The sequence below is a fragment of the Bradyrhizobium sp. TM102 genome (assembly GCF_009176685.1).
Taxonomy (GTDB): Bacteria; Pseudomonadota; Alphaproteobacteria; order Rhizobiales; family Xanthobacteraceae; genus Bradyrhizobium; species Bradyrhizobium ottawaense.
This window is the reverse complement of sequence record NZ_AP021855.1, coordinates 1,750,616-1,772,564: the sequence shown is the minus strand read 5'-3', so window position 1 is coordinate 1,772,564 and position 21,949 is coordinate 1,750,616. Positions and strand designations below refer to the sequence as shown.

Here is a 21,949-nt window from a genome sequence, read left to right as displayed (position 1 = left end):
TTGCCCAGTGGCCTTTTCCTGGGGCGTGCCGTCCGGCAAAAGACTCGGTTCGGCAAGCGGTTAGAAGCAGAAATTTACGTGGCAAGCTAGCCGAGCGCAACGCCGCCGCGAAACTATGCACTGCTAGATCAGGCGCGGATCGTCCCGACCCATGGGTTCCTGCCCGCGCGATGGCATCGAAACGGAGCCGCCACTTTCGCAGCGTGCCGCAGGCAACTTTTACGGCCGAATCGGCGTTTGACTGCCTTGGACTCCCGGAACCGAGATGCTATCCCAGCCCCGACCTTCAGTGGCCGCCAGGCTCCTCCCGCGCGGGCGTACACCGCCTCCAAGCGCCTCATTTCAGACGGATTTCAGACATGACGCAGGTCGATCACACCCGTATGGCCAACGCGATCCGCGGCCTTTCGATGGACGCCGTCGAGAAGGCGAAATCGGGTCATCCCGGCCTGCCGATGGGTGCCGCCGACATCGCCACGGTGCTGTTCACGCAATTCCTGAAATTCGACGCCGCCACGCCCGCCTGGCCCGACCGCGACCGCTTCGTGCTCTCGGCCGGCCACGGCTCGATGCTGCTCTATTCGCTGCTGTATTTGACCGGCAATTCCGAGATGACGCTGGACCAGATCAAGCAGTTCCGCCAGGTCGACTCGCTGACCCCGGGGCACCCCGAGAATTTCCGCACCAGGGGTATCGAAACCACGACCGGTCCGCTCGGCCAGGGCATCTCGACCGCGGTCGGCATGGCGCTCGCCGAGAAGATGCTCGCTGCCGAGTTCGGCAAGAAGATCGTCGATCACCACACCTATGTGCTCGCCTCCGACGGCGACCTGATGGAAGGCGTGTCGCAGGAAGCGATCGCGATGGCCGGGCACTGGAAGCTCAACAAGATGATCGTGCTCTACGACGACAACGGCATCTCGATCGACGGCCCGACCTCGATCTCCGATTCCGTCGACCAGGTGAAGCGCTTCAAGTCGGCGGGCTGGGCCGCCGAGAGAATCGACGGCCACGATCAGGCGGCGATCGCCGACGCCATCACGCGCGCGAAGAAATCCGGCAAGCCGACGCTGATCGCCTGCCGCACCACCATCGGTTTCGGCGCGCCGCACAAGCAGGGCACCTCGAAGGTGCATGGCGAGGCGTTAGGGGCCGAGGAGCTCAAGGCCGCCAAGGAAAATCTCGGCATCTCGCTCGAGCCGTTCGCGGTCGCCGACGACGTGCTGAAGGCGTGGCGTGCAGCCGGCAGCCGCGGCGCCGCGGCGCGCCAGGAATGGGAGGGCCGGCTCGGCGAGCTCGGCAGCCGCAAGCGCGCCGAGTTCGAGCGCCGCCTGCGCCATGAACGTCCCGCCTCGCTCGCAAAGGCCGTGCGCGCATACAAGAAGGAATTGCTGGAAAAGCCGATGACCGCGGCGACCCGCAAATCCTCGGAAGCCGTGATCGAGGTCATCGCCGGCGCGATGCCGATGGAATTCCTGGCCGGCTCGGCCGATCTCACCGGCTCCAACAACAACAAGGCGAAATCGGCGACCGCGTTCTCGGCCAAGACGCCGAAGGGCCGCTTCATCCATTACGGGATTCGCGAGCACGGCATGGCCGCGGCGATGAACGGCATTTTCCTGCATGGCGGCTTCGCGCCGAACGGTGCGACCTTCCTGGTGTTCACCGACTATGCACGTCCTGCGATGCGCCTTGCCGCGCTGATGGGCTCGGGCGTCGTCTACGTGATGACGCACGATTCCATCGGCCTCGGCGAAGACGGCCCGACCCACCAGCCGGTCGAGCATCTCGCCGCGCTTCGCGCCATTCCCAACATGCGCGTGTTCCGTCCCTGCGATTCCATTGAGGTCGCCGAGTGCTGGGAGCTTGCGCTCAACCGCATCGACGGCCCGACCGTGCTGGCGCTGACGCGCCAGAACCTGCCGCAGCTGCGCTCCACCGTGCCGAACGACAACCCTTGCGCACAGGGCGCCTACGAGCTGGTCGCAGCCCAGGGCGAAGCCAAGGCGACGCTGTTCGCCTCCGGCTCCGAGGTCGAGATCGCGGTCGCCGCCCAGAAGCAGCTCGCCGAACGCGGCATCGCGTCACGGGTTGTTTCTGTTCCCTCGCTCGAGCTGTTGTTAGCGCAACCAGAGGCCAAGCGCGCCGCCATCATCGGCAACGCGCCGGTCAAGGTCGCGATCGAGGCCGCCGTGCGTTGGGGCTGGGATGCCGTGATCGGCCAGGATGGCGAATTCATCGGCATGCATTCCTTCGGCGAAAGCGGCCCTGCAAAGGAGCTTTACAAGCATTTCGGCATTACCGCCGAGGCCGCGGTTAACGCTGTGCTGAAGCGCGTTTCCTGAGAGTTGAGCTTGCCGCAAAAAAGGACTACGTAGTCTCTCATATGATCAAGCACCGCCCGGCCGAACCGGGCGCCCGCCCCTAAAAAACCCTCGCAGGCGCGCATAGCGCGTTGTGCGGGATGACAACGGTCATTGAAGGAGACGAAGCATGGCAGTCCGCGTCGGAATTAACGGTTTTGGCCGCATCGGCCGCAACATCCTGCGGGCCATCGCCGAGTCCGGCCGCAAGGACATCGAGGTCGTCGGCATCAACGATCTCGGTCCGGTCGAGACCAACGCCCATCTGCTTCGTTTCGACAGCGTCCATGGCCGTTTTCCCGGCACCGTGACCGTCGACGGCGACTCGATCAATCTCGGTGGCGGCAAGATCAAGGTGACCGCCGAGCGCGATCCCTCGAAGCTGCCGTGGAAGGATCTCGGCGTCGACATCGCGATGGAATGCACCGGCATCTTCACCTCGAAGGACAAGGCGTCCGCGCATCTGACCGCCGGCGCCAAGCGCGTGCTGGTCTCCGCGCCCGCCGACGGCGCCGACGCCACCATCGTCTACGGCGTCAACCACGAGACGCTGACCAAGGAGCACCTGGTCATCTCGAACGGCTCCTGCACAACCAACTGCCTGGCGCCGGTCGCCAAGGTGCTGAACGATCTCGTCGGCATCGAGACCGGCTTCATGACCACGATCCACGCCTATACCGGCGACCAGCCGACGCTCGATACGATGCACAAGGATCTCTATCGCGGCCGCGCGGCGGCGATGTCGATGATCCCGACATCGACGGGTGCTGCGAAGGCGATCGGCCTCGTGCTGCCGGAGCTCAAGGGCAAGCTCGACGGCGTCGCGATCCGCGTGCCGACCCCGAACGTCTCGGTCGTCGACCTCAAGATCATCGCCAAGCGCGCCACCGACGCCAAGGAGATCAACGCGGCGATGAAGCGCGCCAGCGAGCAGCAGCTCAAGGGCATCCTCGGCTACACCACCGCGCCGAACGTCTCGATCGACTTCAACCACGACCCGCACTCCTCGACCTTCCACGAGGACCAGACCAAGGTGCAGAACGGCACGCTGGTGCGCGTGATGTCCTGGTACGACAACGAGTGGGGCTTCTCGAACCGCATGGCGGACACCGCCGTCGCGATCGCGAAGGTGATCTAAGCAAGGTCTCGTGTCCCGGACGCGGCGCAGCGCTAAGCGCTGCTCCGCAGAGCCGGGACCCATTCAATTGCGGGACTCGCTGTCATGTGGGTCCCGGTTCTGCAGCGCATCGCTCCGCGCTGCGCTGCGCCCGGGACAAGAGAGATGACCAACAAATTCCGCACCCTCGACGACGTCGATGTGAAGGGCAAGCGCGTGCTGCTGCGCGTCGACCTCAACGTGCCCATGGACAATGGCCGCGTCAGCGACACGACCCGGCTCGAGCGCGTCGCGCCGACCATCACCGAGATCTCGGACAAGGGCGGCAAGGTCATCCTGCTCGCCCATTTCGGCCGGCCGAAGGGGCGCGATGCCAAGGACTCGCTCAAGCCTGTCGCTGAAGCGCTGTCGAAGGTGGTGAAGAAGCCGGTCGCTTTCGCCGACGACTGCATCGGCGAGCCCGCGGCGAAGGCCGTCGCTGGCCTGAACGACGGCGACATCCTGTGTCTCGAAAATACCCGCTTCCACAAGGAAGAGGAAAAGAACGATCCGGCCTTCGTCGCGGAGCTGGCGAAGCTCGGCGACATCTGGGTCAATGACGCGTTCTCGGCGGCGCACCGCGCCCACGCCACGACCGAAGGCCTCGGCCACAAGCTGCCGGCCTATGCCGGCCGCACCATGCAGGCCGAGTTAGATGCGCTGGAGAAGGCGCTGGGCTCGCCGACCAAGCCGGTCATCGCCATCATCGGCGGCGCAAAAGTCTCGACCAAGATCGACCTGCTCGAAAATCTCGTGAGCAAGGTCGATGCGCTCGTGATCGGCGGCGGCATGGCCAACACCTTCCTGCACGCCCAGGGCGTCGGCGTCGGCAAGTCGCTGGCCGAGAAGGATCTCGCGCCGACCGCGCTGCGTATCATGGAGAAGGCGGAAGCCGCCAACTGCGCCATCATCCTGCCGGTCGACGCCACCGTCGCCTATCATTTCGCGGCCAACGCGCCGTCGCACGCCTATGGGCTCGATGCGATCCCGGCCGACGGCATGATCCTCGACGTCGGGCCGCAATCGATCGCCCGCGTCCACGCCGCGATCGACGACGCGGCGACCTTGGTCTGGAACGGACCGCTCGGCGCCTTCGAGATGCAGCCGTTCGATCGCGGCACGGTCGCGGCCGCCAAGCACGCCGCCGAGCGCACCAAGGCGAAAAAGCTGATCTCGATCGCGGGCGGCGGCGACACCGTCGCGGCGCTCAACCAGGCCCATGTGGCCGGTGACTTCACCTATGTCTCGACCGCCGGTGGCGCGTTCCTCGAATGGATGGAAGGCAAGCCTCTGCCCGGCGTCGAGGTTTTGCGCGTCAAGTAAGCCAGATCGGCGAGTAATCAGCGGCCCCGCAAGGCCCCAACGGGAGAAAAAGACAGATGGCTCGGATCACGTTACGTCAATTGCTCGACCACGCGGCAGAGAACGATTACGGCGTACCGGCCTTCAACATCAACAATATGGAGCAGGCGCTGGCGATCATGGACGCGGCCAACCAGGTCGATGCGCCCGTCATCATCCAGGCCTCGCGCGGTGCGCGCTCCTACGCCAACGACATCATGCTCAAGCACATGATGGACGCGGTGACCGAAATCTATCCGCACATTCCGGTCTGCGTGCATCTCGACCACGGCAACGAGCCGGCGACCTGCATGACCGCGATCCAGGCCGGATTCACCTCGGTGATGATGGACGGCTCGCTCAAGGCCGACGGCAAGACCCCCGGCGACTGGGGCTACAATGTCGGCGTCACCAAGACCGTGACCGACATGGCCCATCTCGGCGGCATTTCGGTGGAAGGCGAGCTCGGCGTGCTCGGCTCGCTCGAGACCGGCATGGGCGACAAGGAAGACGGCCACGGCGCCGAGGGCAAGCTCAGCCACGACCAGCTCCTGACCAATCCGGACGAGGCCGTGAAGTTCGTCCAGGAGACCAGGGTCGACGCGCTCGCGATCGCGATGGGGACCTCGCACGGCGCCTACAAGTTCACCCGCAAGCCGGACGGCGACATCCTCGCCATGAACGTGATCGAGGAGATCCACCGCAAGCTGCCGAACACGCATCTGGTGATGCACGGCTCCTCCTCGGTGCCGCAGGACCTGCAGGAGATCATCAACGCCAATGGCGGCAAGATGAAGCCGACCTGGGGCGTGCCGGTGGCCGAGATCCAGCGCGGCATCAAGAACGGCGTGCGCAAGATCAACATCGACACCGACAACCGCATGGCCATGACCGGCCAGATCCGGAAAGTGCTCAAGGACAATCCGGAAGAGTTCGATCCGCGCAAATATCTGAAGCCGGCGATGGAAGCCATGACCAAGCTGTGCAAGCAGCGGCTCCAGGAGTTCAACACCGCGGGCCAGGCCTCCAAGATCAAGAAGGTCCTGACCACCGCCGAGATGGCCAAGCGCTACGCCAAGGGCGAGCTGGATCCGAAGGTCGCGTAATCCCCTCGAGCCCATTCCCGGGTCATTCCGGGACACGCCAACGGGTCCGCGCGAATGCGCGGCACGATGACAGGCTCCGCGTGGGCCCGGAATCCATAACCACAGCCTGGGGTTATGGATTCCGGGCCTGCGCCTTTCGGCGCATCCCGGAATGACGGAAAGCCCCTTACCCCTGCGACGAACGTTAACTCGGCAATTGCCCGAGAACGGTCTATTTTCACGGGCAAGGGCAGAATCGTTTTGGGAGGACCTCTCGATGAATCTGACTGAGCTCAACAGAATCGCGACCGCCATGGTCGTATCAGGCAAGGGAATCCTCGCCGCCGACGAATCCTCGGGCACCATCAAGAAGCGTTTTGACGCGATCGGCGTGGACTCGACCGAAGACAACCGCCGCGACTATCGCGAGATGCTGTTCCGCTCCACGGAGGCCATGAGCCAGTATATTTCCGGCGTGATCCTCTATGACGAGACGATCTGGCAGGATGCCAAGGACGGCACGCCGCTGGTGAAGCTGATCGAACAGAGCGGCGCCATTCCCGGCATCAAGGTGGACGAAGGCACGCAGGCCCTGCCGATGTGCCCGGGCGAGCTCGTGACGGTCGGGCTCGACAGGCTCGCCGAACGGCTGAAGAAGTACTATGAGCGCGGCGCGCGCTTCGCAAAATGGCGCGCGGTGATCGACATCGGCAGCGGCATCCCCTCGATGACCGCGATCAGCGTCAACGCCCATGCGCTGGCGCGCTATGCCGCGCTGTGCCAGGCCGCACAGATCGTGCCGATCGTCGAGCCCGAGGTGTTGATGGACGGTGATCACGACATCGACCGCTGCTATGAGGTGACCACCCGCGTGCTCAACAAGACGTTTCAGGAATTGCGCGTGCAGCGCGTCGCGCTCGAAGGCATGGTGCTCAAGCCCAACATGGCGATATCCGGCAAGAAGTCCCCGAAGCAGGCCTCCGTCGAGGAGGTCGCGGAAAAGACGGTCCGGCTGCTCAAGGCCTGCGTGCCCGCGGCGGTGCCCGGCATCGCCTTCCTCTCCGGCGGCCAGTCGGATGAAGAGGCGACCGCGCATCTCAACGCCATGCACAAGCTCGGTCCGCTGCCCTGGGGCCTGACCTTCTCTTACGGCCGCGCCCTGCAGGCCGCGCCGCAGAAGGCCTGGTCCGGCAAGGCCGAGAACGTCGCGGCCGGCCAGCGCGCCTTCAGCCATCGCGCGCGCATGAACGGCCTCGCCTCCAAGGGCGAATGGCAAAACAGCCTGGAAAAGAAGGCAGCCTAGATCTTGTCGAACAAACCGCCTCCGCCGCGCCCGGCGCCGCGCCTCTATCTCGCGACGCCCGTCGTCGATGATCCCGTTGCGCTCGTCGCCGAGCTGCCGGGCCTGCTCGCCGCCGCCGACGTCGCAGCCGTGCTGCTGCGGCTGAAGGAGACCGACCAGCGCACCATGATCTCGCGCATCAAGGCGCTCGCGCCGCCGGTGCAGAAAGCGGGCGCCGCCCTGCTCGTCGAGGACCATGCCGAGCTGGTCGCGCGCGGCGGCGCCGACGGCGCGCACCTCCCCGGCATCGCCGCGCTGAAAGAGGCACTGCCATCGCTCAAGCCAGATCGCATCGCCGGTGTTGGCGGGCTGACGACGCGGCACCATTCCATGGATGCGGGCGAGATGGGAGCGGATTACGTGCTGTTCGGCGAGCCCGATGCGAAAGGCCAGCGCCCCTCGGCGCAAGCGATCGCGGAACGGCTCGACTGGTGGGCCGAGCTGTTCGAGCCGCCCTGCGTCGGCTTTGCCATGTCGCTGCAGGAAGCCCACGACTTTGCTGCCAGTGGCGCCGATTTCGTCCTGGTCGGCGAGTTCATCTGGGCCGATCCGCGCGGGCCCAAGGCCGCGCTGATCGAGGTCGACGCTGCGATCAAGAAAGCCCATGCGACGGCGACGGCCAGCCAAAATCCTGCGAGCCAGGAGCACGGCTAGCGCCCAACATGAAGCTTCCCTGCATCACCATGCTGGCCACGCTGCTGCTCACAGTGCCCGCAGCCGCGCAGCTCCAGATCACCCCGCCGGCTGCGACGCCGAGCGCGCCTGCCGAGAAGCAAAAGCCCAAGCCGCACACGATCACCAAGAAGAAGGAGGCCGCGCCGGCGCCGAAGCCGTCAGCTTCGCCCAAGCCGACCTCCTCGCCCAAGCCGGCGACCGTGATCCCCGCGCCTTCCAGCGACAATTCCAATGTCGATCTGGTGTTCGGCGCCTATCAGCGCGGCCAGTACAAGACCGCGTTCGACCTCGCCACCGCCCGCGCGCAAGCCGGTGATCCCAAGGCGATGACCATGCTCGGCGAGCTCTATTCCAATGCCATGGGCATGCGGCGCGACTACGCCAAGGCAGCCGAATGGTACAAGCGCGCGGCCGATGCCGGCGACCGCGAGGCGATGTTCGCGCTATCCATGCTGCGCATTTCGGGCCGCGGCGGCCCGATCGACAAGAGCGAGGCGGTCAAGCTGATGGCGTCCGCCGCCAAGCTCGGCGAGCCCAGGGCGGCCTATAACCTCGCTCTGCTCTATCTCGACGGCCAGACCCTGCCGCAGGACGTGAAGCGCTCGGCCGAGCTGCTACGCCAGGCCGCCGATGCAGGCCTGCCCGAGGCGCAATACGCGCTGGCGACCTTCTACAAGGAGGGCACCGGCGTGCCGAAGGACCCGGAACGCTCGGTGCGGCTCCTCCAGGCCGCTTCGCTCGCCGACAATGTCGACGCCGAGGTCGAATATGCCATCGCCATGTTCAACGGCACCGGCACCCCGAAGAACCAGCCGGCTGCCGTCGCCCTGCTCCGCAAGGCATCCCGCCAGGGCAGCGCGATCGCGCAGAACCGGCTGGCGTGGGTGCTGATCAACGGCGTGGGCACGTCCGTGGACAAGGTCGAGGGCTTCAAATGGCACCTGGTGGCCAAAACCGCCGGCAAGGGCGACCCGGAGCTCGACAAGCAATTGTCCGACCTGCCCGCCGAGGACCGGACCAAGGCGGAGGCCGCCGCCAAGAAATGGCTCGGGACCAAATGACTTGACGCAATGACTTGACCTGAGGGCCCTTGCAGGGCACCCAATCCCCAAACAGGCGCGATTTCCCGCCCTTTCCCCCGATCAAGACCAGAGCTCATGCTGTATTCCGCCACTATCAACGTCATGGTCAAAGCCGCGCGGCGCGCCGGCCGCAGCCTCAAGCGCGATCTCGGCGAGATCGAGCATCTGCAGGTCTCGCTGAAGGGGCCGGCCAATTTCGTCTCGCTCGCCGACAAGCGTGCCGAGGAGATTCTCTACCAGGACCTCGCCAAGGCGCGGCCCGGCTACGGCTTCATCGGCGAGGAGGGTGGCACCCGCGAGGGCTCCGACAAGAGCCACACCTGGATCGTCGATCCGCTCGACGGCACCACCAACTTCCTGCACGGCATCCCGCAATTCGCGATCTCGATCGGCCTCGTGCGCGAGGGTACGATCATTGCGGGCGTGATCTACAATCCCGCCAATGACGAGCTCTACATCGCCGAGCGCGGCAAGGGCGCCTTCCTCAACGACCAGCGCCTGCGCGTCGCCGGCCGCCGCCAGCTCAACGAATGCGTGGTGGCCTGCGGCCTGCCCCATATCGGCCGCGGCGATCACGAGGAATTCCGCCGCGAGATGACCGCGATCCAGGACCGCGTCGCGGGCCTGCGCCGCTTCGGCGCCGCCTCGCTCGACCTCGCCTTCGTCGCCGCCGGTCGCCTCGACGGCTATTGGGAGCGCAATTTGCAATCCTGGGACATCGCCGCCGGCATGCTGATGGTGCGCGAAGCGGGGGGAACGGTGAGCGATATCGCGACGCCCGGCGATGCGCTCGTCACCGGGCACGTGGTGTGCGGGAATGAGTACGTGCACGGGGAGCTGGTGAAGATTTTGCGGAAGCCGGCGTAGCAGTAGACGCGCGAGCCAATCACTCCGCTGAGACGCTAGTGGGATCCGGAGAAGCCGCCGCGTACTGGATGCCCCGCCCCCGTGCGCAGTTGCGCACCAGGCTGGGCATGACAGTTTGCCTTATGACTTGACCGGCGCCGGCGGGCCGTACGGCTCGCCTTGCTTCGCCGCCTTCGGCTCCCTGTCCCCCGCCAGCACGCGCTGCACCGAGACGAAGAACACCGGCACCATCAAGAGCGCCAGGATCACCACGGCGATCATGCCGCCCATCACGATGCTGCCGAGCGCCTGCTGGCTGGCGCCGCCGGCGCCGTGGGCGATGGCCATCGGCAGCACGCCGCAGATGAAGGCGAGGCCCGTCATCAGGATCGGGCGGAAGCGCAGGCGGCAGGCCTCGATGGTGGCTTCCACCAGCGGCTTGCCTTCTTTGCGCAGATCCTTGGCGAATTCGATGATCAGGATCGCGTCCTTTGCCGCAAGGCCGATGATGGTGATCAGGCCGACGGTGAAATAGACGTCGTTGGGCAGGCCGCGCAGCATGGCCGCGATCACCGCGCCGACGATGCCGAGCGGCACGGTGAGCAGCACCGCGAGCGGAATGGTCCAGCTCTCGTAGAGCGCGGCCAGGCACAGGAACACCACGAACACCGACAGACCGAGCAGGAACGGCGCCTGCGAGCCCGACAGCTTCTCCTGGAGCGACTGCCCGGTCCATTCGTAACCGAAGCCGCGCGGCAGCCGGCCGGCAAGGCGCTCCATCTCGGCGATCGCATCACCCGAGGTAAAGCCGGGCTTGGCCTCGCCGGAGATGCGCACCGCCGGATAATAGTTGAAGCCTGCGATCTGGGTCGGGCCTCGCGCCCATTCCACCGTGGCGAAGGACGAGAACGGCACCAACTGGCCGCGGCTGTTCTTGACGTTGTAGTTGAGAATGTCCTCGGTCCGCATGCGGTCGCGGGCGTCGGCCTGCACCACGACGCGCTGCATGCGGCCGCGGTTCGGGAAGTCGTTGATGTAGTTCGAGCCAAGATTGGTCGAGATCGTGTTGTTGATGTCCTCGAAGGTGACGCCGAAGGCGCCGGCCTTCTCGCGGTCGATCATGAGATTGACCACTCCGGCCTCCGGCAGGCCCTCGACATAGACCTTCTGAAGCACGGAACTGGCGTTGGCTTCCGCGATCAACTGATCGGCGGCGCGCATCAAGGCCGGATAGCCCTTCTGTCCGCGGTCCTGGAGGCGGAACGAGAAGCCCGACGAATTGCCGAGATTGTCGATCGGCGGCGGCTGCAGCGCGGAGATTTTGGCATCGCGGATCGACGCCCCCAGATCGCGATTGATGTCGTTGACGATCGCCGCGGCGGAATCCTTCGGTCCACGCTCCGACCAGTCCTTCAGCGTGATGAAGGCCTGCGCGGTGTTCATGCCCTGGCCGGAGAAGCTGAAGCCGGTGAGGAAGGTGACATCTTTCACGCCCGGCCGTTCGGCGAGATATTTCTCGACCTTCTCGATCACGGCCTCGGTGCGGGGATAGGACGAATCCGACGGCGTCTGCACGTCGGTGGTGACGAAGCCCTGGTCGTCGATCGGCAGGAAGCCGCCCGGCAGGCTGACGAAGGCCCAGGACAGGCCGACGAGCAGCGCGACATAGACCAGCATCAGCCGGCCGGTCCGCTTCAGCGAGAAGCCGACGGTGCGCGCGTAGCGCAACCGGCAGGCCTCGAGCATATGATTGAACCGGCTGAACACGAAGTTGGTCGAATGGCCATGCCCCTTGGCAATGGGCTTGAGCAGCGTCGCGCACAGCGCCGGCGTCAGCGAGAGCGCGAGGAAGGCGGAGAAGCCGATCGCCGCGACCATGGTGACCGAGAACTGGCGGTAGATGATGCCGACCGATCCCGGGAAGAACGCCATCGGCACGAACACCGCCATCAGCACCAGCGTGATGCCGATGATCGCACCCGTGATCTGCGACATCGCCTTGCGGGTCGCTTCCTTCGGCGACAGGCCTTCCTCGGCCATGATGCGCTCGACGTTCTCGACCACGACGATGGCGTCGTCGACGAGGATGCCGACCGCGAGCACCATGCCGAACATCGAGAGCATGTTGATGGAGTAGCCGGCGAGCAGCAGCGTGGTGCAGGCGCCGAGAAGCGCCACCGGCACCACGATGGTCGGGATGATGGTGTAGCGAATGTTCTGCAGAAACAGGAACATCACCACGAACACCAGCACCACGGCTTCGACCAGCGTCATCAGCACCTTCTTGATCGAGGCCTCGACCACGGGCGTGATGTTGTAGGGAATCTCGTAGGAGATGTTGGCCGGGAAGAACCGCGACAGCTCCTTCATCTTCTCTTCGACCGCGCTCGCGGTCGCCAGCGCATTGCCGGTCGGCGACATCAGCACCGAGAGACCGGCGGTCGGCTTGCCGTTCAGGCGCGTGTTGAACTGGTAGCTGAGGCCGCCGACCTCGATACGTGCGACGTCGCGCAGGCGCACGGTCGAGCCGTCGGCATTGGCGCGCAGGATGATGGCGCCGAATTCATCCGGGGAAGAGAGCTGGCCCTTGACCAGCACCAGCGAGGAAGTGCGCTGGCTCGACGTCGAGGGCTCGGCGCCGATGCTGCCCGAGGCGACCTGCGCGTTCTGCGCGGCAATCGCCTTGTTGACGTCGTCGGCGGTAAGCCCGTAGCCGACGAGCTTGGCCGGATCGACCCAGACGCGAAGCGAGCGCTCGGTCGAATAGAGCGTGGCGCGGCCGACGCCGGGGATGCGGCGGACTTCGCCGAGCACGTTGCGGATCATGAAGTCGCCGAGCCCGACCTCGTCGAGGCTGCCGTCGGTCGAATTCAGCGTGATGATCTGGAGCACCGCGCTCGAGGCTTCCTCGATCAGGATACCCTGCTGAATCACCGCGCGCGGCAGGCGCGCCTCGACCCGCTTGATGCGGTTCTGCACCTCGACCGAGGCCGCGCTGGTATCGGTGCCGGGCACGAAATTGGCGATGATCTCGACCTGGCCGAGCGAGTCGCTGGTCGATTCGAAATTGAGGATGCCGGAGGCGCCGTTGAGCTCCTCCTCGATCAGGCGCGTGACGCTGTTGTAGAGGTTTTCGGGCGAAGCGCCGGGATAGCTGGTCGAGATCGAGATCGAGGGCGGCGCGATGATCGGATATTGCGCGATCGGCAGCAGCGGCACGGCAATCGCGCCGATCAAGCAGATGAACAGCGCGACCACCCAGGCAAAGATTGGCCTGTCGATGAAGAAACTCGCCATGGCGCGTTACCGCGTGAGCTTCTGGGCGTGCCGGTTGTCCGCGGTCGCGTCCGCCTCCGACCAGGATTGCGGCTTGACCTTGTCGCCGGCGGCGAACTTCTGGAAGCCTTCGACCACGACCTTGTCGCCGGCCTTCAGGCCTTCGGTGACGAACCAGATTCCGTCCTGCACCGAACCCGTGCGCACCGGCTGCACCGCGATGTGGTTGTCGTCCTTGACGACGAACACCTCGCTGCCGCCGCCGCCATTGCGCTGGATCGCTTGCTGCGGCACCGCGATCGCGTCGCTATCGAGACCCTGGTCGATGCGGACGCGCACATACATGCCCGGCAGCAGTTCGCGCTTGGGATTGGGGAATTCGCCGCGCAACGTCACCTGCCCGGTGTGGGCATCGACCTTGGCGTCGGAGAACAGCAGCTTGCCGTCGAGCGAATAGAGCGTGTTGTCGTCGAGCACCAGATGCACCTTGGCGGCATCGGAGGCGATGCGCTCGAGGTCGCCGGTCTCGAAGGCGCGGCGGAGCTGGTTGAGCTCGTTCACCGACTGGGTGAAGTCGGCATAGATCGGATCGAGCTGCTGGATGGTGGCGAGATTGGTCTCGTTCTGCACGGCGAGCGCGCCCTCGCTGACGAGAGCCGCACCGACGACGCCGTCGATCGGCGCGCGCACGGTGGCATAGTCGAGATTGAGCTTGGCACGCGAGAGTTCCGCCTTGCGTCCCTCGACCTCGGCATGGGCCTGACGCTCGGCCGCAATCGCCTTTTCGTTCTCGGCTTCCGGGGCGGCGCGGTCCTTGGTGAGCGCAGCGACGCGGCGTGCCTGCTGGTGCGCCTGCATCGCAGCGGCCTCGGCCTTGGCGAGCGCCGCCTCGTTCGCCAGCACCTCGACCTCGAACGGGCGCGGATCGATGCGGTAGAGCGGATCGCCGGCCTTCACCTCACTGCCCTGGCGGAACAGGCGCTCGACCACGATGCCGGACACGCGCGGCCGCACGTCGGAGACGCGCGTCGGCGCGATGCGGCCCGGCAGTTCCCGGACCACGGCGCGCGGCTGCGGCTTGACGATGACGATGCTGACGTCCGGATAGGCGGGCGGAGCTGCAGACACGGCGGAGCTGGATTCGTCGCAAGCACCAAGCAGCGGCGCCAGGGCCGCGAGCATCATTGCAACGCATGCCGATCGCGCGCGAAGTCCTGACATGAAGTTAAGTGCCCCGATGTTGTTGAAACTGATCACGCTCCGCGCGCGGCCCGTTCTGGGCGATTCCGTGCGGCTGATACCGTCAAAATAGAATGCACCTGCTGCGATGCAACGCATGCTGCGGGCGGCTCATTGTCACACAATGTATCCTGTTGAACTTATGCAGCTTTTATGGACTCACCTGATTGTGAGACAGGTTCCATCGCGGCGTGCTGCGGCGGAACATCGCAACGAAACGTTACGGACTGCGGTGTGCACCCAAAGCACACGGTTCCTCGGACTACCCAAATTCCCTGCGACATCGCATGAATCACCAGGTGACGCGAAAACCTCCGCTACCCCTGTAATGGCGGTTGTCCGCGCTGTTGTTGAGGCTCGTATTGTAAGTGCCCTCGCCGAAGATGGTGTAGCGCCCGTTGGCCCAGCTGTAGCTGCCGCCACCGCCGATGCTGCCCCACAGCCGATCTTGCGCATTTGCAAATCCGGTACCTGCCACGTCCACATTGGTGCCGCCGAGGAACTCGTAACGCAGATTGGCAATGCCGTAGACATCGGAACGCACGATACCCGTGCCATCGTTCCAGGTCCTCTGATGGTTGAGGGCAAGGCCGGCGCGGCCGAGCAGGCTGTCAGCATCGCGCAACGACACCGGCGCGCCGAACCGATCGGCAAAGCTGTCGAAAGCGACCTTCGAATAGGAGAGCTGCGCCTGAGGCGTCAGTGACCAGCCACGGCCAATGCCGATCCGCTTGCCGGTTTCGGCGCTGAAGGCATAGCCGAACCCTTCATTGCCGTGGATCAGGCTGCCGGCCAGCACGGACGACAGATCGCTGCGGTAGAACATCGACTGCGCCTGACCGTCGACATAGAAGCCGTTGTCGCCATACCAGGTGAGCGTGCTGCCCACCCCCGTTCCCTCGACGCGGATACGACCATTGCCGAAGAACGAGGCGACATCGGCGGTGGTCAGGCCATATTGCGCGGTGAGGCCGACGAACAACTGGCCCCGCTCGTTCTCGAGCACGAGGCCATCGAGTCCCGTCTGCACCTTCAAATGATCGGCCTTATAGGTCGAGCCGGTGGTGTTGGAGGGCTGCAAGTCGGAATGCCCGCCTTCGATGCGGCCCCAGAACGCCGTGGGCGCCGGCGAAGCCACGCCCGGCACCGGCGCGGCGCCGGCGCGCGCCATCGCATCGCTGCCGCCCCAATAGCGGTTGCCGACGCGCTGCTGCAGCGTCGGCAGATCGTTGATGCCGAGCAGCACCTGCGCGTAGTTCTCGTAAAGCGGAACGCCCGGCTGATAGAGCGGACCGGGCGGCGTCGCCACCGGCGGATTGAGCAGGCTCGAGCGCAGGTACCAATCGCCGTCGCCGGGAGTGGCGATGCCGTTCTTCTGCAATGTATAGGCATAGGCGCCGCCGACCACGGCCTGTTCGCCGTGAAAGACGTAGCTGCCCAGAAGCGAAAAACTGCCGTTGGACGCTCCGACCACGTCGATCACCTTGATGCCTTCGGTGGTCTGCGCACCGGCGCCGCCGACATTGGTGACACGCAGCGACGACGCGCCCGACGTGCTTCCGTGCACCCGCAGCAGGTCGGTCGGCGAGCTGTCGCCGCCGAGCCGGCTGTTGAGCTCCACGATTCCGCCATTGCCGAGATAATTGCCGGTCACTGTCAGCGTCGTTCCCGGCGCACCACCGAGGGTGACCGTGCCGGCATTGCCGAGCGAGGCGAGCGTCTGATTGAAGCCGGCAAGGTCGAGTGTGCCGCCGGCGGCGACCGTGATGGCCGAGGCCGCGCTGAATGTGTTTGTGGCTCCGGCGCGGAGAGTACCGCCGTTCACAGTCGTCGCGCCGTTGTAAGTATTGGCTCCCGCCAGCGTCTGGATGCCGCCGGTGAGCGTCAGACCGCCGGTGCCACCGATCACACCGGCGAACTGATCGTTCGCGTTGGTGATGGTGAGGTTCTTCGCGCCAAGCGCGACGGCGCCAGTTCCGGCCAGGCTTTGAATGCTCGTGCCGGCGGCCGTGATGCCCGAGACGCTGAAGGTTCCGTTTGCGACGACCCGGCTTGACGCGGCAACCGAGCCACTACTGGCGAGCGCAAGCGTGCCGGCCTGGATCACCGTAGCACCGGTATAGGTATTGGCGGCGCGGAGATTGAAGGTGCCCGCGCCAGTCTTGGTCATTCCGCCAACGCCGGAAAAGCCGCTGTTCGCGCTTACAGTGAAGGCCTGCGTGTCGACAGTCAGACCGCCCGCGGCGATATTGAGGCTTCCCGGCACGAATGCGGAGATGAAGCCGACGCTGTTTATTCGGGCGCGCAGGATGGCATTATTGAAATTGACCTGGCCAGTTCCTCCCCCACCGGGGCGAGACAGGATGGTCGTCTCGAGCGTGCTGCCGCCGTCGATATTGAGCGTGCCCGTGCCGGCGGCGAAGCTTCCGAGCAACACTCCTGCTTGGGCGACAACTCTGGCGCCGTTCTGAATGTTGAGTGTACCATTGCCACTGGCGCCGATTTCGATCTGAGCGCCGGATGTAGTCCATTGTGATCCGGCCCCGCTGACGGTGACGGTGCCGTTGCTTCCGCCTGCGACTCCAATCGCAATCGTCGCGCCACTGGTCGTCAGCGTGCTGCCGTTCTGAATTGTCAGGTTGCCGAATGATCCGGTCGTATTGCCGACGGTCAGTCGACCTGTCGCGCCGGCAGCAGCACCGCCTACGCCGAGGATCGTCGGGTTTGGCGACGTCGTATTGATGTTGACGAGGTTGCCCGCGATTGGGACCGCGCCACCGGACCAGTTGCTCCCGACCGTCCAGTCGCTGCTTGTCGTTCCGGTCCAGCTTTGGGCCGAAGCAGACCGGGGGGACAGCGCTATCAGCGCCGCCGCTGCCGCGCTCGCCAGCTGCAAGCGAAGCATTCGGGTCCGGAGGTTACTGGATGGAGAGCGCTGCGTCCGATTCGGACTCCTGTGCAGCGAATCATCGTGGTGTGGTCGGGTTGAGGCAGCCCCGATGCATTCGCGCATGCTCATTCCAATTGCGTCCGCGCCGTTCGAGGGTGCGGATTTCTTGTCGTGTCGTCCACGAGGGACAACCACGACGATAGGCGAGCGGAAACGTTCAGACAACAATTGCCACATGTTCCTACAAAGAAAGCACGCGGCGTGTGCCGTTTGGGCAACGAAAGACACTTAACAAATCTTTCGAGTGGCCGCGCGCTACGCCGCCTTCATCCGGTAGCGGCTGATGCCCCATTCGCTGCCGGCGGCGTAGCCGAACAGGCCCGCTGTCGCGAGCAAGAACCAGCGCCAGCGCCGCATCCACAGGTGCGTCTCCGCGCCGTAGACGTTGCGCAAGGCCGCCTCGATTGCATCCCGGTGCGCGTCGAAATTGGCGAGCCAGTCGTTGGCGGTGCGCTGATAATGCGCGCCGCTCCAGCACCATTCCTTCTCGACCGTGAAGATGTCGTGGAATTGCCTGACGAGGTGATGGCTCGGCATCAGCCCGCCGGTGAAGACGTGCTGGGCGATCCAGTCCTCGCGGTCGAGCCGGTCGAACAGCTGGGAGCCGGAGCGATGGGTGACGATCTGCATGAAGAAGCGCCCGTCGGGGGCGAGCCATGACCGCAGGCGCGTCATCAGCTTGCGCCAGTTCATCATCTGCTCGAACATCTCGACCGAGACGATGCGGTCGAACTGGCCGTCGGGCGCGAACACGTTCATGTCCGCCGTGACCACGCGCAGGTTCAGCAAGCCGCGCCGCCGCGCCTCCTCCTCGACATGAGCGCGCTGCGCCTGCGAGGTCGACACCGCCGTCACCCTGGCGTGCGGAAACTGCCGCGCCATCCACAGCGACAGCGAGCCCCAGCCGCAGCCGAGCTCGAGGATGGTCTGGCCGTCGGCGAGGCCGGCATGCTCGACCGTCTGGCGCAGCGCCTCCTCCTCCGCCTCCTGCAAGGTGGTCGCATCGGTCTTGTAGAAGCAGCAGGAATATTTGCGGCTGGGGCCGAGCATTTCGGCGAAGAACGCCGCGGGCACGTCCTCACGCCGGGCCTCCGCGTTTTCGGCGATCGGCCGCAGCATCATCCGGCCTGCGAAAGCGGCATCGGCGGGCGCATCATGCGCGGCGAGGCGGGTTGCGCTGCGGGAGCACAGGCGCTGGATCGCGGCGCGGATCACGACGTCCGGCAGCGGCACGCGTTCGGCAGTCCCGATGATCGCGGAAACGACGCTCATGCGCCCCCCGAATGGCGAATCTCTGCAGACACCAGCTTATCAAAGCGCCGCTTCCGGTGCGGGTTCCCCCAGCTGTCCCCGAAATCGGCGCATCCGGCGCTTTTTTTGGGCCGGCGCTGTGCCATAGTGCGCGCCGCAAGCAAGCTTTTGGAATGGATGATACCGGCCATGCCGTCAGGCGCCTCGCCCCGCTCCACCATGGATATTGAGTATACAAAGCTGTCCTCACCCAGCGTCTTCCTGGTGCGGATGCTGGTCTTCCTGGTGCTGTGCACGCTGGTCAGCGTGGTGCTCTACAAGCAGATCATCCAGGCCTTCTTCGCCAATCCCGGCCTCAATGCCCTGATCGGCGGCGTGCTGTTCATCGGCATCATCCTGGCCTTCCGCCAGGTCATCCGGCTCTACCCCGAGGTCTCCTGGGTCAACAATTTCCGCATCGCCGATCCCGGCCTGGCGCCGGCCCGGCACCCGAAACTGCTGGCGCCGATGGCGGCGATCCTCGGCGGCGAGCGCTCCGGGCGAATGTCGATCACCCAGACCACCATGCGGCATTTGCTCGATTCGATCGCGACGCGCCTGGATGAAGCCCGCGACATCTCGCGCTACATGACCGGCCTTCTGGTCTTCCTCGGCCTGCTCGGCACCTTCTGGGGCCTGATCGAGACGGTCGGCTCGGTCGGCAAGGTGATCGACGGGCTCAAGGTCGGCGGCGATTCCGGCGCACTGTTCGACACGCTGAAGGAGGGCCTCGCAGCCCCGCTCGGCGGCATGGGCATCTCGTTCTCCAGCTCGCTGTTCGGCCTTGCCGGCTCGCTGATCCTCGGCTTCCTCGATTTGCAATCGAGCCAGGCGCAGAACCGCTTTTACACCGACCTCGAAGACTGGCTCGCCACCACCGTGCGCGAATATGGCAGCGGCGAGGTCGCGGTCGCTTCCGGCGGCGGCGGGGTCGCCAGCGGCGAACTCCAGGCCGCGGTCGAACGCTTACGCTCCGTGCTCGAGGAAGGCAGCGCCAGCCGCGGCACCACGGCGGCGATGGCGAGCCTTGCCGAAGCCATCCAGGCGCTGGTCTCGCATATGCGCACCGAGCAGCAGATGATCCGCGAATGGGCCGACGGCCAGGGCGAGCAGAACCGCGAGATCCGGCGTCTGCTGGAGCGCATCGCCCGCCAGCCGGAAAAGAGCTAGCGGCTCGCTTGCCCCGGACGCTGCGCAGCACGAAGTGATGCGCTGCAGAGCCGGGGCCCAGGGAACGAGACATGGGTCCCGGCTCTGCGAAGCAGCGTTGCACGCTGCATCGCGTCCGGGACACGAAAGTGGAGACGGACAACATGGCTCTAGCGCGCGGCCGCCGCAGCGAAGGCGCCTTCAACTACTGGCCCGGCTTCGTCGACGCGCTGTCGACGCTGGTGCTGTCGATCGTGTTCCTGCTGTCGGTGTTCCTGGTGGTGCAGTTCTTCCTGTCGCAGGAGGTCACCGGCAAGGACAAGGCGCTGGAGCAGCTCAACGCCAAGATCGCCCAGCTCAACGAGCTTCTGTCGCTGGAGAAGCTCGGAAAGCTCACGCTCGACGACCAGGTCTCGCAATTGAAGGCCGGCCTCGCCTCGGCCGAGACCGAGCGCGACCGCATCAAGGGCCTCTACGATGGCCTCGCTGCCGCCGGCAGCGACGCGCAAGGCAAGTCCTCCGAGCTCGGCAAGGCGCTGGATTCGGAGAAGGCGGTCTCGGCGCGGGCGCTGGCCCAGATCGAGGTGCTGAACCAGCAGATCAGCGCGCTCAGGCGGCAACTGGCGGCGCTGGAAGAGGCGCTCGATGCGAGCGAGAAGCGCGACAAGGAATCGCAAAATCGAATTGCCGATCTGGGCTCGCGCCTCAACGTGGCGCTGGCGCAGCGCGTGCAGGAATTGTCGCGCTACCGCTCGGAATTCTTCGGCCGCCTGCGCACGATCCTCGGCAACCGCCCGGACATCCGCATCGTCGGCGACCGCTTCGTGTTCCAGTCCGAGGTGTTCTTCGACACTGGCCAGGCGGTGCTGCTGCCCGAGGGCCGCGCCGAGCTCGACACGTTGGCAGCCGCGCTGATCGAGCTCGACAAGAAGATCCCGAGCGACATCCCCTGGGTGCTGCGCGTCGATGGCCACACCGATGTGCGTCCGGTCAACGGTCCGAACTTCAAGTCGAACTGGGACCTGTCCGCGGCCCGCTCGATCTCGGTGGTGCAATATCTGGTCTCGCTCGGCGTGCCCGCCCAGCGCCTCGTCGCCGCCGGCTTCGGCGAATTCCAGCCGCTCGATCCCGGCAACACGGAAGAGGCCTACAAGCGCAATCGCCGCATCGAGCTGAAGCTGACGGAGCGGTAGTGAGCGCGATCCACCTCCGCCCCTACGCGGCCTCCGACGAAGCCGCCGCGATCGATCTCTGGCATCGCACCTGGCAGCGGGCCTATCCGCAGATCGACTTCGCGGCACGGCTGGAATGGTGGCGCGAGCGTTGGCTGAGGGATCTGGTACCGAAGGCGTCCATTGTCGTCGCCGAGCAGAATGGTGCCCTCACCGGCTTCGTCACCATCGACGGCGACGGCTATCTCGACCAGCTCGTGGTCGACCCTGATCATTGGGGTTCGGACGCCGCCCGGCTGCTGGTTGACGAAGCGAAACGCCTGTCACCATCGGGCATCACGCTGCTCGTCAACAAGGACAATTCCCGCGCCATCCGCTTCTACGAGCGCAACGGCTTTGCGCATGCCGGCGACGATGTGAACCCGACCTCGGGCCGGCCGGTGCTGAAGATGGCGTGGCGGGCGTAATTCTGGCGGGCGTGAGGCCTGTCACGCAGGGATCCTGCGAGGTCGGTTATTCGTTGTGTCAGCGATGACAAGCGAATGGAGGCGATCGATGCGGCTGCGCGATCTTGCCAAGGGTTCCTCGGTGTTTCTGGCCGTCATCGTCGCCGGATATTTATCGACGACCTATGTCGACCAGCGTTTTGCTGCGCCCGAGGTCTCCAAATCAACAGAGACGGCATCAGTCTCAGCCTGCGTCGGAGAGGACGGCAGCTGGAAGAACTGGCCGTGGCCAAACGTGCCTGCGCTGTCGCCGAAGTGCCGGTAGCTGACCGAGTGGCGCAAAGCACCTGCCCCAAGCTCCGCTGTCATCACCCGCGAAATGTTTAGCCCGGACAGATCACTGACAGGTGTTCGGAGACATAGCTGACACATCAAACTGGGCTGGATTGGTCGATTCGGGAGGCCGTCCATGCCCTGGAACGAGGTGTCGGTAATGGATCAGCGGCGCGAGTTTGTGCGACTTGCCTTGCAGGACGG

Annotated in this window: 16 protein-coding genes; 12 read left to right on the top strand and 4 right to left on the bottom strand. The window is 65.4% G+C overall.

Features of this window, described 5'->3' with window-relative positions; all coding sequences use genetic code 11:
* Nucleotides 1-359 precede the first annotated feature (359 nt).
* The 8 genes from tkt (at nt 360) to GDN70_RS08245 (ending at nt 9,911) form a co-directional block, all read left to right on the top strand.
* Nucleotides 360-2,345 (top strand): transketolase, encoded by a 1,986-nt coding sequence (gene tkt, locus GDN70_RS08280; RefSeq protein ID WP_152102371.1) that lies wholly within the window; start codon nt 360-362, stop codon nt 2,343-2,345.
* Between the two features lie 148 nt (nt 2,346-2,493).
* A complete protein-coding gene (gene gap, locus GDN70_RS08275; RefSeq protein WP_028142027.1) occupies nt 2,494-3,501 on the top strand; it encodes a type I glyceraldehyde-3-phosphate dehydrogenase in 1,008 nt (335 codons plus the stop codon).
* A gap of 144 nt (nt 3,502-3,645) precedes the next feature.
* Complete coding sequence (gene pgk / locus GDN70_RS08270) at nt 3,646-4,842, top strand: phosphoglycerate kinase (protein WP_152102370.1); 1,197 nt, start codon at nt 3,646-3,648, stop codon at nt 4,840-4,842.
* 56 nt (nt 4,843-4,898) lie between these two features.
* On the top strand, nt 4,899-5,966 hold the full coding sequence (fba, locus tag GDN70_RS08265) for a class II fructose-bisphosphate aldolase (RefSeq protein ID WP_038971386.1): 1,068 nt from the start codon (nt 4,899-4,901) through the stop codon (nt 5,964-5,966).
* A 256-nt stretch (nt 5,967-6,222) separates the two neighbouring features.
* Complete coding sequence (locus GDN70_RS08260) at nt 6,223-7,248, top strand: class I fructose-bisphosphate aldolase (protein ID WP_038971385.1); 1,026 nt, start codon at nt 6,223-6,225, stop codon at nt 7,246-7,248.
* A 3-nt stretch (nt 7,249-7,251) separates the two neighbouring features.
* Nucleotides 7,252-7,941, top strand: a complete 690-nt coding sequence (locus GDN70_RS08255) for a thiamine phosphate synthase (protein ID WP_038950778.1) — start codon at nt 7,252-7,254, stop codon at nt 7,939-7,941.
* 8 nt (nt 7,942-7,949) lie between these two features.
* Entirely contained in the window at nt 7,950-9,023 is a 1,074-nt protein-coding gene (locus GDN70_RS08250; protein WP_038971384.1) for a tetratricopeptide repeat protein, read from the top strand.
* A 96-nt stretch (nt 9,024-9,119) separates the two neighbouring features.
* Nucleotides 9,120-9,911, top strand: coding sequence for an inositol monophosphatase family protein (locus GDN70_RS08245; RefSeq protein WP_038971383.1), 792 nt, complete (start codon nt 9,120-9,122; stop codon nt 9,909-9,911).
* 120 nt (nt 9,912-10,031) lie between these two features.
* Here the strand turns inward: GDN70_RS08245 and GDN70_RS08240 are convergent, their stop codons facing one another.
* The 4 genes from GDN70_RS08240 to GDN70_RS08225 form a co-directional block, all read right to left on the bottom strand.
* Entirely contained in the window at nt 10,032-13,187 is a 3,156-nt protein-coding gene (locus tag GDN70_RS08240; RefSeq protein WP_028142034.1) for a multidrug efflux RND transporter permease subunit, read from the bottom strand.
* A gap of 6 nt (nt 13,188-13,193) precedes the next feature.
* Complete coding sequence (locus GDN70_RS08235) at nt 13,194-14,387, bottom strand: efflux RND transporter periplasmic adaptor subunit (RefSeq protein ID WP_085968065.1); 1,194 nt, start codon at nt 14,385-14,387, stop codon at nt 13,194-13,196.
* A gap of 310 nt (nt 14,388-14,697) precedes the next feature.
* Nucleotides 14,698-17,310, bottom strand: a complete 2,613-nt coding sequence (locus GDN70_RS08230; protein WP_152103674.1) for an autotransporter outer membrane beta-barrel domain-containing protein — start codon at nt 17,308-17,310, stop codon at nt 14,698-14,700.
* 300 nt (nt 17,311-17,610) lie between these two features.
* Nucleotides 17,611-18,627, bottom strand: a complete 1,017-nt coding sequence (locus tag GDN70_RS08225; protein WP_152102369.1) for a cyclopropane-fatty-acyl-phospholipid synthase family protein — start codon at nt 18,625-18,627, stop codon at nt 17,611-17,613.
* Nucleotides 18,628-18,795: 168 nt separating this feature from the next.
* Here GDN70_RS08225 and GDN70_RS08220 point away from each other — a divergent pair, with 168 nt between their 5' ends.
* The 4 genes from GDN70_RS08220 to GDN70_RS08205 all read left to right on the top strand — a co-directional run bounded on the left by GDN70_RS08220 (nt 18,796) and on the right by GDN70_RS08205 (nt 21,737).
* Nucleotides 18,796-19,815, top strand: a complete 1,020-nt coding sequence (locus tag GDN70_RS08220) for a flagellar motor protein MotA (RefSeq protein ID WP_028142037.1) — start codon at nt 18,796-18,798, stop codon at nt 19,813-19,815.
* A 143-nt stretch (nt 19,816-19,958) separates the two neighbouring features.
* On the top strand, nt 19,959-20,987 hold the full coding sequence (locus tag GDN70_RS08215; protein ID WP_097668377.1) for a peptidoglycan -binding protein: 1,029 nt from the start codon (nt 19,959-19,961) through the stop codon (nt 20,985-20,987).
* Nucleotides 20,987-21,433, top strand: coding sequence for a GNAT family N-acetyltransferase (locus GDN70_RS08210; protein ID WP_028142039.1), 447 nt, complete (start codon nt 20,987-20,989; stop codon nt 21,431-21,433). Before GDN70_RS08215 ends, GDN70_RS08210 begins: the two co-directional genes overlap by 1 nt.
* Nucleotides 21,434-21,521: 88 nt before the next feature.
* Nucleotides 21,522-21,737, top strand: a complete 216-nt coding sequence (locus GDN70_RS08205) for a hypothetical protein (RefSeq protein WP_028142040.1) — start codon at nt 21,522-21,524, stop codon at nt 21,735-21,737.
* Nucleotides 21,738-21,949: the final 212 nt, after the last annotated feature.

Bases quoted from the DNA above. Each gene is read 5' to 3' on its own strand.
- tkt (WP_152102371.1), top strand. From the start codon at position 360: ATGACGCAGGTCGATCACACCCGTATGGCCAACGCGATCCGCGGCCTT.
- gap (WP_028142027.1), top strand. From the start codon at position 2,494: ATGGCAGTCCGCGTCGGAATTAACGGTTTTGGCCGCATCGGCCGCAAC.
- pgk (WP_152102370.1), top strand. From the start codon at position 3,646: ATGACCAACAAATTCCGCACCCTCGACGACGTCGATGTGAAGGGCAAG.
- fba (WP_038971386.1), top strand. From the start codon at position 4,899: ATGGCTCGGATCACGTTACGTCAATTGCTCGACCACGCGGCAGAGAAC.
- GDN70_RS08260 (WP_038971385.1), top strand. From the start codon at position 6,223: ATGAATCTGACTGAGCTCAACAGAATCGCGACCGCCATGGTCGTATCA.
- GDN70_RS08250 (WP_038971384.1), top strand. From the start codon at position 7,950: ATGAAGCTTCCCTGCATCACCATGCTGGCCACGCTGCTGCTCACAGTG.
- GDN70_RS08245 (WP_038971383.1), top strand. From the start codon at position 9,120: ATGCTGTATTCCGCCACTATCAACGTCATGGTCAAAGCCGCGCGGCGC.
- GDN70_RS08240 (WP_028142034.1), bottom strand. From the start codon at position 13,187: ATGGCGAGTTTCTTCATCGACAGGCCAATCTTTGCCTGGGTGGTCGCG.
- GDN70_RS08235 (WP_085968065.1), bottom strand. From the start codon at position 14,387: ATGTCAGGACTTCGCGCGCGATCGGCATGCGTTGCAATGATGCTCGCG.
- GDN70_RS08230 (WP_152103674.1), bottom strand. From the start codon at position 17,310: ATGCTTCGCTTGCAGCTGGCGAGCGCGGCAGCGGCGGCGCTGATAGCG.
- GDN70_RS08225 (WP_152102369.1), bottom strand. From the start codon at position 18,627: ATGAGCGTCGTTTCCGCGATCATCGGGACTGCCGAACGCGTGCCGCTG.
- GDN70_RS08220 (WP_028142037.1), top strand. From the start codon at position 18,796: ATGCCGTCAGGCGCCTCGCCCCGCTCCACCATGGATATTGAGTATACA.
- GDN70_RS08215 (WP_097668377.1), top strand. From the start codon at position 19,959: ATGGCTCTAGCGCGCGGCCGCCGCAGCGAAGGCGCCTTCAACTACTGG.
- GDN70_RS08205 (WP_028142040.1), top strand. From the start codon at position 21,522: ATGCGGCTGCGCGATCTTGCCAAGGGTTCCTCGGTGTTTCTGGCCGTC.